Annotated in this window: 15 protein-coding genes and 1 tRNA gene; 14 read left to right on the forward strand and 2 right to left on the reverse strand. The window is 66.5% G+C overall.

The window, feature by feature from the left end:
• Positions 1-147 precede the first annotated feature (147 nt).
• The 9 genes from CX676_RS02700 to CX676_RS02740 all read left to right on the forward strand — a co-directional run bounded on the left by CX676_RS02700 (position 148) and on the right by CX676_RS02740 (position 11,847).
• Entirely contained in the window at positions 148-1,143 is a 996-nt protein-coding gene (locus CX676_RS02700) for a 2-hydroxyacid dehydrogenase (RefSeq protein ID WP_101751241.1), read from the forward strand.
• A 10-nt stretch (positions 1,144-1,153) separates the two neighbouring features.
• Positions 1,154-2,578 carry an amidohydrolase gene (locus CX676_RS02705; RefSeq protein ID WP_101751242.1) on the forward strand — a complete coding sequence of 475 codons (1,425 nt, stop codon included), beginning with the start codon at positions 1,154-1,156 and terminating at the stop codon, positions 2,576-2,578.
• 338 nt (positions 2,579-2,916) lie between these two features.
• Positions 2,917-4,554, forward strand: a complete 1,638-nt coding sequence (locus CX676_RS02710) for a long-chain-fatty-acid--CoA ligase (RefSeq protein WP_101751243.1) — start codon at positions 2,917-2,919, stop codon at positions 4,552-4,554.
• 6 nt (positions 4,555-4,560) lie between these two features.
• A complete protein-coding gene (locus tag CX676_RS02715) occupies positions 4,561-5,787 on the forward strand; it encodes an NAD(P)/FAD-dependent oxidoreductase (RefSeq protein ID WP_101754101.1) in 1,227 nt (408 codons plus the stop codon).
• Between the two features lie 20 nt (positions 5,788-5,807).
• Complete coding sequence (locus CX676_RS02720) at positions 5,808-6,698, forward strand: aldo/keto reductase (protein WP_101751244.1); 891 nt, start codon at positions 5,808-5,810, stop codon at positions 6,696-6,698.
• A gap of 58 nt (positions 6,699-6,756) precedes the next feature.
• Positions 6,757-7,380: a cob(I)yrinic acid a,c-diamide adenosyltransferase gene (gene cobO, locus CX676_RS02725; RefSeq protein ID WP_101751245.1), complete on the forward strand. Its 624-nt coding sequence runs from the start codon at positions 6,757-6,759 to the stop codon at positions 7,378-7,380.
• Between the two features lie 223 nt (positions 7,381-7,603).
• Positions 7,604-8,818, forward strand: coding sequence for an NAD(P)/FAD-dependent oxidoreductase (locus CX676_RS02730; protein WP_101751246.1), 1,215 nt, complete (start codon positions 7,604-7,606; stop codon positions 8,816-8,818).
• A gap of 265 nt (positions 8,819-9,083) precedes the next feature.
• Positions 9,084-11,270: an excinuclease ABC subunit UvrB gene (uvrB, locus tag CX676_RS02735; protein WP_101751247.1), complete on the forward strand. Its 2,187-nt coding sequence runs from the start codon at positions 9,084-9,086 to the stop codon at positions 11,268-11,270.
• Positions 11,271-11,358: 88 nt separating this feature from the next.
• The gene (locus CX676_RS02740; RefSeq protein WP_101751248.1) at positions 11,359-11,847 is read left to right on the forward strand and encodes an anthrone oxygenase family protein; all 489 of its coding nucleotides are present in this window, start codon (positions 11,359-11,361) and stop codon (positions 11,845-11,847) included.
• 3 nt (positions 11,848-11,850) lie between these two features.
• Here the strand turns inward: CX676_RS02740 and CX676_RS02745 are convergent, their stop codons facing one another.
• Together CX676_RS02745 and CX676_RS02750 are read right to left on the reverse strand one after the other, a co-directional pair.
• The gene (locus CX676_RS02745; protein WP_101751249.1) at positions 11,851-12,120 is read right to left on the reverse strand and encodes an I78 family peptidase inhibitor; all 270 of its coding nucleotides are present in this window, start codon (positions 12,118-12,120) and stop codon (positions 11,851-11,853) included.
• A 79-nt stretch (positions 12,121-12,199) separates the two neighbouring features.
• On the reverse strand, positions 12,200-12,514 hold the full coding sequence (locus CX676_RS02750) for an I78 family peptidase inhibitor (RefSeq protein ID WP_232816568.1): 315 nt from the start codon (positions 12,512-12,514) through the stop codon (positions 12,200-12,202).
• 138 nt (positions 12,515-12,652) lie between these two features.
• Between CX676_RS02750 and CX676_RS02755 the strand changes: the two genes are divergently transcribed.
• From CX676_RS02755 to CX676_RS02775, 5 genes are all read left to right on the forward strand, one after another.
• On the forward strand, positions 12,653-12,964 hold the full coding sequence (locus tag CX676_RS02755; RefSeq protein WP_101751250.1) for an ETC complex I subunit: 312 nt from the start codon (positions 12,653-12,655) through the stop codon (positions 12,962-12,964).
• A complete protein-coding gene (locus tag CX676_RS02760; protein ID WP_101751251.1) occupies positions 12,952-13,419 on the forward strand; it encodes a GNAT family N-acetyltransferase in 468 nt (155 codons plus the stop codon). Before CX676_RS02755 ends, CX676_RS02760 begins: the two co-directional genes overlap by 13 nt.
• Before the next feature lie 8 nt (positions 13,420-13,427).
• Positions 13,428-13,781 carry an MliC family protein gene (locus CX676_RS02765; RefSeq protein WP_101751252.1) on the forward strand — a complete coding sequence of 118 codons (354 nt, stop codon included), beginning with the start codon at positions 13,428-13,430 and terminating at the stop codon, positions 13,779-13,781.
• 47 nt (positions 13,782-13,828) lie between these two features.
• A tRNA-Arg gene (locus CX676_RS02770) sits at positions 13,829-13,905 on the forward strand.
• A 60-nt stretch (positions 13,906-13,965) separates the two neighbouring features.
• Entirely contained in the window at positions 13,966-14,361 is a 396-nt protein-coding gene (locus CX676_RS02775; RefSeq protein WP_101751253.1) for an OsmC family protein, read from the forward strand.
• Positions 14,362-14,367: the final 6 nt, after the last annotated feature.

Here is a 14,367-nt window from a genome sequence, read left to right on the forward strand (position 1 = left end):
GCCTCATCCTCGGATCGCTCGCGGCACGATGACCGCGACAACCCACCTACAGGGGTCTTGTGCCTGCCCCTCAACGGGGGCAGTTTGCCAAAACCGGCCGCGCAAGAAAAGTGCGCAGCACCACGTCGTCGAGAATGTGAGGTCAATATGTCATCATCATCGCGCCCACGCCTGAAGGTCACGGTGACGCGACGCCTGCCCGAGGCGGTCGAGACCCGGATGAAGGAGCTTTTCGACGTCTCGTTGAACGAGAGCGACACCAAGATGACGCGCGAGGAACTGGCCCGCGCGATGCGCGACAGCGACGTGCTGGTGCCCACCGTCACCGACCATATCGACGCGAACATGCTGGCACAGGCCGGCGAGCGGCTGAAGCTGATCGCCAATTACGGCGCGGGTGTTGACCATATCGACGTCCTGTCGGCGCGTCAGCGCGGGGTCTTGATCTCGAACACGCCGGGGGTCGTGACCGAGGATACCGCCGACATGGCGATGGCGCTGATCCTCGCCGTCACCCGCAAGATCCCCGAGGGCTTGGCCGAGATGCAGGCCGGGCGCTGGCATGGCTGGGCGCCGACCTCGCACCTGGGCGGGCGCGTCGGTGGCCGGCGTCTGGGGATTCTCGGCATGGGCCGGATCGGCCAGGCGGTGGCGCGGCGCGCAAATGTCTTCGGCATGCAGGTCCATTACCACAACCGCAAGCGCCTGCGCCCCGAGATCGAAGAGGAATTGCAGGCGACCTGGTGGGAAAGCCTCGACCAGATGATGGCGCGGGTGGACATCATCAGCGTCAATGCCCCGCATACGCCCGGCACTTTCCACCTGCTGAACGCAAGGCGGCTGAAGCTGCTGAAACCCTCGGCCGTGGTCATCAACACCTCGCGCGGCGAGGTGATCGACGAGAACGCCCTGACCCGGATGCTGCGCGCGGGCGAGATCGCCGGCGCTGGTCTCGACGTGTTCGAGCACGGGCACGAGATCAACCCGCGCCTGCGCGAATTGCCGAATGTCGTCCTGTTGCCGCATATGGGCTCGGCAACGGTCGAGGGTCGCAACGAGATGGGCGAGAAGGTGATCATCAACATCAAGACCTTCGCCGACGGCCACCGCCCGCCCGATCTGGTCGTGCCCTCGATGCTGTGAGGATGCCGCGATGCTGAACACCCCGCCGATCTGGGCCCATGTCGAGACCCATCGCGATGACCTGACCGGGCTGGCCGACCAGGTCTGGTCGACGCCGGAACTGCTCTATGGCGAATATGCCTCGTGTCAGGCCCATGCCGAGATGCTGAAGGCCAAGGGATTCCGCGTGACCGAGAACGTGGCCGGCATTCCTACCGCCGTGATGGGCGAGGCGGGCGAGGGCGGGCCGGTCATTGCCATCCTTGGCGAATATGACGCGCTGCCGGGTCTGTCGCAGGTGGCGGGCATCGCCGAGCCGCGCGAGGTGACGCCGAACGGCAATGGCCATGGCTGCGGGCATAACTTGCTGGGCTCGGCCGCGCTGCTGGCCGCCACCGCGCTGAAGGACTGGCTGGCGGAAACCGGGACGCCCGGCCGGGTGCGTTATTACGGCTGCCCGGCGGAAGAGGGCGGGGCGGCCAAGACCTTCATGGTCCGCGATGGCGCCTTCGCCGATGTCGATGCCGCCGTGACCTGGCATCCCGACGGCATGACCCGGGTGGATGATCCCCTCAGCCTCGCCAATACCCGCATCGACTTCACCTTTCAGGGCCGCTCGAGCCATGCGGCGATGAACCCGCATCTGGGCCGCTCGGCGCTGGATGCGGTCGAGCTGACCTCGGTGGGGGTGAACTATCTGCGCGAGCATATGGTGCAGGATGCGCGCATCCATTACGCCTATCTCGATGCTGGCGGCTCGGCCCCGAACGTGGTGCAGTCCCGCGCCAAGGTGCGCTATTCCATCCGCGCGCTGCATTCGGCGGAAATGCTGGCATTGGTCGAGCGGGTGAAGGACGTGGCCCGTGGCGCGGCGCTGATGACCGGCACCGAAATGTCCTTCCAGATCTTCTCGGCGGTGTCGAGCACCTTGGAGAACAAGGTCATGGACGGTGCCATGCAGCGGGCGCTGGAGGAGTTGGGCGGCGTGCCCTTTGACGAGGCCGACCGCCTCTATGCCCGCGCCATTCAGGCAACGCTGACCGAGGCCGATCTGGCCGCGCCCTATCGCGGCGTGGCGATGGAGCCGCGCGAGGACGAGCCGCTGTGTGACTACATCGTGCCGCTGCGGCCCGGGGGCGAGGTGCTGATCGGCTCGACCGACGTGTCGGATGTGTCTTGGGTTGTCCCGCTCAGCGAGGTGCTGGTCGCCACCCATGCCATCGGCACGCCCGCGCACAGCTGGCAGATCACCGCGCAGGGCAAGTCCCCTGCCGCGCACAAGGGCATGACCCATGCCGCCAAGGTGATGGCGCGCTGCGCCCAGATGCTGATCGAGGACCCGGCGCTGCTGGCCGAGGCGCAGGCCGAACATGCCGAGCGGCTGAGGAAAACGCCCTACCGGAACCCGCTGCCCGAGGATGTCGAGCCGCCGCTGGTGCCGCGCCCGGTGGGGTGAGCCGCAGACCCCGCCCGATACGCGGTCTGCAAGACCGTCGGGCGAGCGCCTGCCCGTCCCGGCGGGCCGGCGCTTTGGTGACGCTGGTCCCGAGATCAGGATGCGAGGGCCTTGGCACCATAAAGCGTGCCGGCGAACCGTTCCGGCGCCGGCCCACGGACAGGCGCCCGCCCAGTGCCGCGCATGTGGCACAACTGCCATCCCCCCGACTCCATGGCAGGAGGTGACCCGACGTTCGCGCTCGGTTACCCTGCGTCCAAGGGACGACCTGCGGTTGATCCGACTCGGATGGACCAACAGGCTGCCGCCACATCCGCATGACCACGAGGAGGAACGTGATGAAGGGTATGATGATGCACCGGCCGCTGCTGATCAGCGGCATCCTGGACTATGCCGCAGAGGTTCATGGCCATGCCACCATCGTCTCGCGCCGGGTCGAGGGTGACATTCATCGCACCGATTATCCGACCATGCGCGCGCGGGTGGTGCAGCTGTCGCTGGCGCTCGAGGAACTTGGGGTGAAGCCCGGCGACCGCGTGGCGACGCTGGCCTGGAACGGCTATCGCCACATGGAACTGTATTACGCCATCTCGAATATCGGCGCGATCTGCCACACCATCAACCCGCGCCTCTCGGCCGAGCAGCTGGGCTATATCACCAATCACGCCGGCGACATGCTGCTGTTTTCCGACCTGACCTTCGTGCCGCTTCTGGAAAAGCTGAAGGACATTTTCCCGGCCGACATGCGCCATGTCTTCATGACCGATGCCGCGCATATGCCCGAGAACACGCTGAACGCGTTTTGCTATGAGGATCTGCTGGACGGCCAACCGACCACGCGCGACTGGCCCGAGTTCGACGAGACCACGGCGGCGGGTCTCTGCTATACCTCGGGGACGACCGGCGATCCCAAGGGCGTGCTCTATTCCCACCGTTCGAGCGTGCTGCACACGCTTCAGATCGCGGCCAGCGGCTTTCTGACCGATATGGGGCGCGATGCCCGGATCCTGCCGGTGGTGCCGCTGTTTCATGTGAACGCCTGGGGCCTGCCCTATCTGGCGCCGATGGTCGGGGCCGATCTGGTCTTTCCGGGGCCGAACCTCGATGGCGAAAGCCTGTGGACGCTGATGGAGGAGGAGGGCGTCACCAGCTCCTGGGGCGTGCCGACCATCTGGCAGGGGCTGCAGGGCGCCATCGACCGCCATGGTCGCAAGCCCGCCGCGCTGCGCCAGATCGTCGTCGGCGGCAGCGCCGCGCCGCGCTCGCTGATCGAGCGCTTCGAGCAGAGCGGGGTCAGCGTCAACCATGCCTGGGGCATGACCGAGATGAGCCCAATCGGCAGCCATGGCGCGCTGGCCTGGCAAATCGCCGACCTGCCCTTTGACGAGCGCATGGCGCTGAAATCCACCCAAGGCCGCCGCGCCTATGGCGTCGAGATGAAGATCGTCGGCGATGACGGCAAGCGCCAGCCCCATGACGGCAAGGCCAAGGGCGAATTGTATGTGCGCGGCAACAACATCACCTCGGGCTATTACGAGAATGACGCCGCCACCGCCAAGGTGATGGATGCCGAGGGCTGGTTCGCCACCGGCGATGTCGCCTCGATTCGGGGCGATGGCTACCTGCAGCTGCATGACCGGTCGAAGGACCTGATCAAGTCGGGCGGCGAATGGATCAGCTCGATCGATCTGGAAAACATCGCCACCGCCCATCCCAAGGTGGCGCAGGCGGCGGTGGTCGCCGTGCCACATCCGAAATGGGACGAGCGGCCGCTCTTGGTCGTGGTGGCGAAATCCGCCGATGACCTGCCGACGCTCGAGGAGATCCAGGCGCTGATGCTGGGGTCGATGGCGCGCTGGCAATTGCCCGATGACATCGTCTTCGTCGAGCAATTGCCGATGACCGCCACCGGCAAGATCAGCAAGCTGAACCTGCGCGAGTCGCTGGCCGATTACGTCCACCCGGACCTGCGCTAGGGGATGATGCCGGAGACGCTGGTTCTCGGCGCCGGGATCGTCGGCGTCTCGGCGGCGCTGGCCTTGCAGCAGCAGGGCCATGCCGTCACCCTGGTCGACCGTGCGGCGCCGGGGCAGGAAACCAGCTTCGGCAATGCCGGCATCATTCAATGCGAGGCGGTCGAGCCCTATGCCATGCCCTTGGCGCCCCGCGCGCTGTGGCAGATCGCCAGCGGGCGCAGCAATGATGTACGCTGGACCCCGGCGGCGCTGATGGGGCAGGGCGAGGCATTGCTGCGCTATGCCCGGCATTCGCGCCCCCTTGCCCATGCCCGCGCCATCGCCGCCTATCGCCGGCTGATCCCCGAGGCCTGCACGAGCCACGCCCCGCTGATCGAGGCTGCGGGGGCGGAGGATCTGATCCGCCGCGACGGTTACCTGGAGCTTTTCCGCAGCAACCGGGGGCTGGACGAGGGCCGGGCGATGGCGCGACGCTTTGCCGAGGATTATGGCGTGGCGGTGCAGGTGCTGGACGGGGCGGGGCTGCGCGCGACCGAGCCGGCCATTCGGCGCGACCTCCCCGGCGCGCTGCATTGGCGCGATTGCTGGACGGTCAGCGACCCGGCCGCGCTGACCGCGCGCTATGCCGATCTTTTCGCCCGTCGCGGCGGCCGCATCCTGCGAGGGGACGCGATGGGCCTGCACCGGGCCGCCAGCGGCTGGCGGCTGGGACTGGCCGAAGGCGGCACGGTCGAGGCCGGGGCTGCCGTCATTGCCCTTGGCCCATGGTCGCCCGCTCTGGCCGGGCGCTTCGGCTTGCGGGTGCCGATGCTGCTGAAGCGTGGCTATCATCGGCACTATCGCCCGGCGACGACCCCGCGCCATACCCTCGCCGATCTGGAACATGGCGTGGTCTTGGCGCCGATGCAGGCGGGCCTGCGCATCTGCACCGCCGCCGATCTGGCCGCCCAGCCCAGCCCCGACCCGCGACAATTGCGCCGGGGCGAGGCCGCCGCCGCCGAACTCCTGGGACCGCTCGATCCGGTGGAGCCGCAGGCCTGGACCGGCCGGCGACCCTGCATGCCCGACATGCTACCGGTCATTGGCGCGGTGCCGGGTCAACGGGGCCTCTGGGCCAATTTCGGGCATGGTCATCACGGCTTGACTCTGGCGGCCATCAGCGGCGTTCTTCTGGCCGATGCGATGGCGGGCGGAGCGGTCTTTCCCGAGCTTGCCCCCGCGCGCCTGACCTGAGCCAGCCAAAGGACGCAATCATGGAACGGATCGACCTGCCCGGAGGCGGCGTCAGCCTCAGCCGCATCGTCTATGGCATGTGGCGCCTTGGCGATGATGCCGACACCTCGCCGGCGCTGGTGCAACGGAAGATCGAGGCCTGCCTGGCGCAGGGCATTACCACGATGGACCATGCCGATATCTATGGCGGCGGCACCGGCCAGACCCTTCTGGGCGCGGCGCTGCGGGCCGCGCCGGACCTGCGCCAGCGGATAGAACTGGTCACCAAATGCGGCATCGTGCCGCCGGGCAGGAATGGCGCGCAGGTCAAGCATTACGACACCAGCCCCGCCTATATCCGCGCCTCGCTGGAACAAAGCCTGCGCGATCTGGCGGTCGAGCAGGTGGATCTGCTGCTGATCCACCGCCCCGACCCGATGATGGATGCCGACGCGACCGGCGCGGTGCTGGACCAGCTGGTAGCCGAGGGCAAGACCCGGGCGGTGGGCGTCTCGAATTTCCGGCCCTGGGACATGAGCCTGTTGCAAAGCCGGATGGAACAGCCGCTTTCGGCCAACCAGATCGAACTCAGCCTTCTGGCGCATGAACCCTTTGAGAATGGCGATCTGGCCTTCCTGATGGAACGCCGCATCCCGGTCATGGCCTGGTCGCCGCTTGGCGGTGGCAGCCTGTTTGCCTCGGTCCGGCCCGAGCTGACCGCAATGCTGAAGGACCTGGCCGAGCGCGAGGGTGTCGATATGGGCGCCGTGGCCCTCGCCTGGCTTCTTGCCCATCCGGCGCGGATCATGCCGGTGGTGGGCACCAACAATCTCGACCGCATCGCCCAGGCCCATCAGGCGCTGGCGGTGCGGATGGACCGGCAGGACTGGTTCGCGCTCTATCAGGCGGCGCTTGGCCGGGACGTGCCCTGACGGGTTTCGCCGCGCGCGCCGCTGTGCCACTGTCCCGCCATCAACCAAGGGCAGGGACATGACAGACGCGAGCGACGAGGACATTCGCCACAGCGAGAAGAAGAAGCGCATTCAGGCCGCGCGGCAGAAGATCATGGCCGGCAAGACCGGTGGCGAGAAGGGCCTGATCATCGTCCATACCGGCAAGGGGAAGGGCAAGTCCTCCTCGGGCTTCGGCATGATCCTCCGCGCCATCGGTCACGGGATGCCCTGCGCCGTGGTGCAGTTCATCAAGGGCGGATGGGAGACCGGCGAGGCGCGGGTGTTGCGCGATCACTTTGCCAAGGAATGCCAGATCCATGTCATGGGCGAGGGCTTTACCTGGGACACGCAGGACCGGCAGCGCGACATCGCCGCCGCCAGTGCCGCATGGGAGAAGGCGAAAGAGCTGATCCGCGATCCGGCGATGCGGCTGGTGCTGCTCGATGAGATCAACATCGCGCTGCGCTATGACTATCTCGACGTCGATGCGGTGGTCGAGTTCCTGCTGACCGAGAAGCCGCCGATGACCCATGTCATCCTGACCGGCCGCAATGCCAAGGACGAGCTGATCGAGGCCGCCGACCTGGTCACCGAGATGACCGAGGTGAAGCACCCGTTCAAGTCGCAGGGCATCATCGCGCAGGCCGGGGTCGAGTTCTGAACCGCCAGACCCGTAACGAGAATCAGCCGGGGCCGTCAGCCTCCTCTGCCAGCGGGCAGGGGTGGGGTGACGGCCCCTTTTTTTCGAACCTTCTTCGACGGAATTTCTGCAGCGCAGAAGGATCTTGCGAATTTTCGACAGGACTCCGCAGAAGGTGCGATAATCCTTGCCAGATCGCAGAGGAATAAGCATCTGCTCGCGGAAATGCTGTGTGGAGGCGGTGATGGCCGAGATTCTGGTTCTGGGTGCAGGGATGGTGGGGGTCAGCACGGCGCTGGCCTTGCAGGCGCGCGGGCATGAGGTGGTCATGATCGACCGCACCGCGCCGGGCCGCGAGACCAGCTATGGCAATGCCGGGCTGATCCAGACCGAAGCGGTGGAGCCCTATGCCATGCCGCTGGCGCCGGGTGCGCTGCTGCAGATCGCCATGGGTCGCGGCTATGACGTGAAATGGAACGTCTCGGGTCTGTTGTCGCAGGCGCAGGCGGTGCTGACCTATGCCCGGAACTCGCTGCCGGCGGCGCATAAACGCGCCTCGCAGACCTGGGGCAAGCTGATCCGGCAATCGACCGAGCGGCACGGCCCGCTGATCGCCGCTGCCGGTGCCGACAATATCATCCGCCGCGACGGCTATATCGAGATCCACCGCACCCCTGCCAAGATGGACAAGGCGCGCAAGGTGGCCGAGCGCTTCCTGACCGAGTTCGGGGTCGAGGCGACGCTGATGGATGGCAAGCAACTGGCCCGGCTGGAACCTTCGATCAAGATCGAGGTTGAGGGCGCAACCCATTGGTCTGACAGCTGGAACTGTGCCGATCCCGGCGGGTTGGTGGCGGCCTATGCGACGCTGTTCCAGAAGCGCGGCGGTCGTGTCGTGGTCGGCGATGCGGGCGATCTGCACCGCGCCGGCAAGGGCTGGAAGGCCGACGAGGCCGAAGGTGAACATGCCGTCATCGCGCTGGGGCCGTGGTCACCGATGCTGCTGGCGCGCTATGCACTGAAGGTGCCGATGGTCTACAAGCGCGGCTATCACAAGCATTACCACATGGAGACGCCGCCCAATCACCCGATCGCCGATTTCGGCAATTCGGTGGTGCTGTCGCCCATGCGCCGGGGCTTGCGCATCGCCACCGCCGCCGAGCTGACCCCGCATCCGCGCCTGTCGCCGCCGCAGCTCAAGCATGGCGAGAAGGCCGCGCAGGAGCTGTTCCATATCGGCGCCCCGGTTGAGGCCGAACCCTGGACCGGCCGCCGCCCCTGCATGCCCGACATGCTGCCGGTGGTTGGCCGGGTGCCCGATCACGAGAACCTCTGGGCCCATTTCGGCCATGGCCACCAGGGCTTTACCTTGGGCCCGGTTACCGCCGAGATCCTCGCCGACGAGATGGATGGCGGGCAGGGCTGGGCGGAACTGCAGCCGATGCGGTTGAAGCGGTAAGGGGCCGTTATTCACGCCTTGGCCCGTGCGACCAGCACGGGCCGCGCCCGACCCTCCCACCGGGAGGGCGCATTGCGACGCTGCGATCAGCACGGCAGTCGGATGTGGTTTGCACCATAAAGCACGGCAAGCGAGCCGCCACGAACGCCCACCCGAGGGCCGGGCGCGGCCCTCAGCCCTACATTTCCGACACTCCCCCGCCTCCTGACACCTCCTATCAGCAGCCCGGCTTGACTTTCCGTCCCTCACGCCCACCTTGAACCGCATGGCTCACAACAACACCAACGCCCCCGTCGCGCGCTTTCCCGAAGTCAGCCGTCCCAAGCTCGAGGGCGGGCGGCGCTTTGTCATGTCCAGCGAATTCCTGCCCGCCGGCGACCAGCCCACGGCCATTGCCGAGCTGTCGCAGGGCGTGCGCGACGGCGAGCGCGATCAGGTGCTTCTGGGCGCGACCGGCACCGGCAAGACCTACACCATGGCCAAGGTCATCGAAGAGACCCAGCGACCGGCCATCATCCTTGCCCCGAACAAGACCTTGGCGGCGCAGTTGTATGGCGAATTCAAGGGCTTCTTCCCCGACAACGCGGTCGAGTATTTCGTCAGCTACTACGACTACTACCAGCCCGAGGCCTATGTGGCGCGGTCGGATACCTATATCGAGAAGGAATCCCAGATCAACGAGGCCATCGACCGGATGCGCCACTCGGCCACCCGCGCGCTTCTGGAACGCGATGACGTGATCATCGTGGCCTCGGTCAGCTGCATCTACGGCATCGGTTCGGTCGAGACCTATTCGGCCATGACCCAGGACATGATCGTGGGCAATTCCTATGACCAGCGCGAGTTTCTGGGCCAGTTGGTGGCGCAGCAGTACCGCCGCCTCGACGCCAGCTTCCAGCGCGGCGGCTTCCGCGTGCGCGGCGATCTGGTCGAGGTCTGGCCGGCGCACCTCGAGGACCGGGCCTGGCGCTTCGATTTCTTCGGCAACGAGCTGGAGGCGATCACCGAGTTTGACCCGCTGACCGGCCAGAAGACCGACAGTTTCAAGCAGATCCGCATCTATGCGAACAGCCACTACGTCACCCCGCGCCCGACCATGCAGCAGGCGATCAAGGGCATCCGCAAGGAACTTATCGAGCGGCTGAAGCAGCTGACCGACGAGGGCAAGCTGCTGGAGGCGCAGCGGCTGGAGCAGCGGACGAATTTCGATCTCGAGATGCTGGAGGCCACCGGCGTCTGCAACGGCATCGAGAACTATTCGCGTTACCTGACCGGCCGCGCGCCCGGCGAGCCGCCGCCCACGCTGTTCGAGTTCATCCCCGACAATGCCATCGTCTTCGCCGATGAATCCCATGTCTCGGTGCCGCAGATCGGCGGCATGTATCGGGGCGACTTCCGGCGCAAGTTCACCCTGGCGGAACACGGCTTCCGCCTGCCGTCCTGCATGGACAACCGCCCGCTGAAATTCGAGGAATGGGACGCGATGCGCTCGCAGTCGGTCTTTGTCTCGGCCACGCCCGCGCAATGGGAGATGGACCAGACCGGCGGCGTCTTTACCGAACAGGTGATCCGCCCGACCGGCCTTCTGGACCCGGTGGTCGAGATCCGCCCGGTGGAAATGCAGGTCGATGACCTGTTGGACGAGGTGCGCAAGGTGACCGCTGCGGGGATGCGCACGCTGGTCACCACGCTGACCAAGCGCATGGCCGAGGATCTGACCGAATACATGCACGAGCAGGGCATCAAGGTCCGCTACATGCATTCCGACATCGACACCATCGAACGCATCGAGATCCTGCGCGACCTGCGCCTTGGCGCTTTCGATGTGCTGGTCGGCATTAACTTGTTGCGCGAAGGTCTTGATATTCCTGAATGTGGCCTCGTCGCCATTCTGGATGCCGACAAGGAGGGCTTCCTGCGTTCGGAAACCTCGCTGATCCAGACCATCGGCCGGGCGGCGCGGAACGCCGATGGCCGGGTGATCCTCTATGCCGACAAGATGACCGGCAGCATGGAACGCGCGATTGCCGAGACGGATCGGCGGCGTGCCAAGCAGCACGCCTATAATGTCGAGCATGGCATCACCCCCCAGACCGTGCGCAAGAATGTCGAGGATGTTCTGGCGGGCCTGTGGCAGGGCGATACCGACCAGTCACGGATCACCGCGAAGATCGACAAGCCGATGGTCGGCTCGAACCTGCAGGCGCATCTCGAGGCGCTCAGGGCGCAGATGCGCAAGGCCGCCGAGAACCTCGAATTCGAGGATGCGGCGCGGTTGCGGGACGAGGTGAAGCGGCTGGAAGCCGTCGATCTGGCGATTGCCGACGATCCGCTGGCGCGGCAATCGGCCATCGAGGCGGCGGCGGAAGAGGCGGTGAAATCCTCGGGCCGGTCCACGGCGGGACGGGCGGGCCAGCGCGGCGGCAACAAGCGGTCGAAACGGCGCGGCTGAACCAAGCGCCCGGCTCCTCGGACCAGTTGGCAAGCGCCGCCCGATCGTCCAGAACGGGCGCGTATCGTTATCAGTCAGGGGTTTCGCAATGGTCTTCGCACTGCTGTCGCTGCTGTTTTCCGGCGCGATCTTCGGCTTCTTCTATGCCTGGGTTTCATCGACCATGTGGGGGCTGGACGCCGCCGATCCGCAGGTCGCCATTGCCGCCATGCAGGCGATGAATGCCTCGGTCAGGAATGCGGTCTTTGCGCCGGCCTTCTTCGGCACGCCGCTGGTGCTTCTGGTCACGGCGCTGGCGAGTCGCAGGGCCTCGGGCGCGGCCGCGCTGGCCTTTGCGGCGGCGGCGGTCGTTTACACCCTCGGCGGGCTGATCCTGACGCTTGCGGTCAATGTGCCAATGAACGAGGCGCTCGCACAGGTGACCATCCCGCAGGACCGGGCCGAAGCCGCCGCGATCTGGGCCGATTATTCACCGCGCTGGCAAGTCTGGAACCAGGTCCGCACGGTTGCCTCGGGGCTCGCGCTGTTGCTCGCCGGCTGGGGCACCTGGCGGCTGGGGCGGGACAGCCGGGGCTGAGCCTCACCAGCACTCGGTCTTGGCGATCCAGCCCTTGTCATCGACATAGACGTTCAGCCGGTCCGGGTTGTAATCCTCGGTCACTGCCATGCCGGGCGAGATGATCCGGTGCGACAGACCGGCGGGCAGGGTGACCGCGCCGATATTCTGGCCGACGAGGGACTGGTAACTGTCATCGCAGGCGAGTGCTGCGGCGGGCGTCCCGGTAGGCGCAGCAGGTTCGCAGGCGGCCAACGTCAGAAGACCAAGGCCGAGGAGGGGAAGGCGGGTCATGGCGTCTCCATCCTGAAGGCGTCGCGGGCGCCCAGCATATCCGCCGCGCCCGCGATCCCGAAATCACCGCTGCGTGCGGTCAGCCACAGGCGACCTTCACCAGCTTGCCGGTCCGGTCATACTCGAAATTGATCCGGCCCGAGGCGTGATCCATCGTGATCGGATCGCCGGTCCGGTAGTGGCGGATGACGGTGCCGGCGGGCAGGCTGATCTGCGGCGATTGCTGGCCCACATATTGCTGATAGGTGGTCGCGCCGCAGGTGTCGCCGGGGGCGTCGGCCTCGGTCACCGGGGTCTCCTCGATGATCGGGACGATCACCTGGGTCGGCGGCGGGGCGCAGGCGGCCAGTGCAAGCGGCAGGACGGCAAGGCCAAGGGGCTTGAGGATGTTCATGTTTCTCTCCCTGAAATCTTGTGCAGGCGGAACGCCAAGATGCCCGGCATTGTTCCCGGTCCTGCGACGATCCGGCCCTTGATCCGGGCGCGTGCATTGGCGATAAGACGGCAAGACCGCTCTGGAAGGAACCAGCCCATGCGCGCCCGCATCTATCAGCCTGCCCGCAACGCCATGCAGTCGGGCCTTGCCCAGACCCAGGGCTGGGTGCTGGAATTTCCGCCCGCCGACGCGCGCGAGATCGACCCGCTGATGGGCTGGACCAGCAGCGACGACACCCAAAGCCAGGTGCGCCTGCGCTTCGAGACCCGCAAGCAGGCCGAGGAATATGCCCGCGCCAACAAGATCGAGGTCACGGTCGTGGATCCGCACAGCCGCGCCGCCAATGTCCGTCCGCGCGGTTATGGCGAGAATTTCGCCACCGACCGCCGTTCGCCATGGACGCATTGACGATCACGCGCGACAGCCCGCTGGCGGCTGATCTCGCGCTGCTGTTCGAACGCCACACCGTCGAGATGGTGCATGGCGACACGCCACCCGAATCGATCCACATGATGCCGCGCGCCGATCTGGACCGGCCTGATATTGCTTTCTTCGTGCTGCGCGACCAGACCGGCCCGCTGGCCATGGGTGCTGTGAAGACCATCGCGCCGGGCCATGGCGAGGTGAAATCCATGCATGTGCTCAGCGAGGCACGGGGCCGCGGCCTGTCGCGCCGGCTTCTGGACCACATGCTTGCCGCGTCGCGCGCGGATGGTCTCGCCCGGCTCTCGCTCGAGACCGGATCGCAGGACAGTTTCGCCTCGGCCCGTGGCCTCTATGCCCGTGCTGGTTTTTCCGAATGCGCGCCCTTCGGCAGCTATCGCCCTGACCCCAACAGCGTCTTCATGACGCGGGAATTGTGAGTTAAACCATGTATCTACGCTTTGCCGCCGGGCTTCTCGCCCTTGCCGCGCCTGCCTGCGCCATGACCCCGCAAGGCCAGACGCCGGAACAGGTGCCGGTCACCTATCGCTGCGCCGGTGACGTGACCGTGCCGGTGATCTTCGTCAATCCGCCCGATTCCGACACCGGCTATGCGACCGCTGTCATCGAGGGAAAGCTGATGGTCCTGCCGCTGGCCGTCTCGGCCTCGGGCGCGCGCTATCGCAGCGACACGCCGGCGCCGGGCTACCAGATCTGGACCAAGGGCGACGACGCCATGATCACCAAGGGCCCCGAGGATGCGGATGCGCCCGTGGCCGAGGATTGCACCGCCGCCAAGTGAGGCGGTGCTTGCACCCGGACGCCCGATCACGCAGAAAGCCGCCACGCGGTCCCGTAGCTCAACTGGATAGAGCGGCCGACTTCTAATCGGCAGGTTGAGGGTTCGAGCCCTTCCGGGATCGCCAATCGGGTTGCTGCGGAATAATCTCTCTTGCGATCACCCTGACCGCAGGAGAGGTTCCGAGATGGCCCTGAAATTCAAACCCAAGACCTATGGCCCGGTTCACGTCCATTTCGACGGCGAGGGCGGCGTGAGTTTTGCCGAGGGCGAGACGGGCGAGCGCCATGCCCATCCGCCGCATTCGACGCCGGTGGTCACGCTGCTCGCCTCGCTCGGCCATTGCCTCGTCGAATCCCTGCGCATCGTCGCCCGCGGCAAGGGGCTGACGCCCGGGGCCTTCACCATCACCGTGATCGGCGAACGGGCGCTCGATCTGCCGGGCAGGCTGGGCAGCATCCGCTATGCCGTCGAGGGTTGGCCGATGGACCAGCCGGGTGGTGCCGATCTCGTCGCCGATGCCAAGGCGATCTGCACCATCAGCAACAGCCTCGGGCCGGTGACGATCTCGGCGGGCCTCTAACGGGCA

Origin of the sequence: Paracoccus zhejiangensis, assembly GCF_002847445.1 — a bacterium.
Classification (GTDB): Bacteria; Pseudomonadota; Alphaproteobacteria; order Rhodobacterales; family Rhodobacteraceae; genus Paracoccus; species Paracoccus zhejiangensis.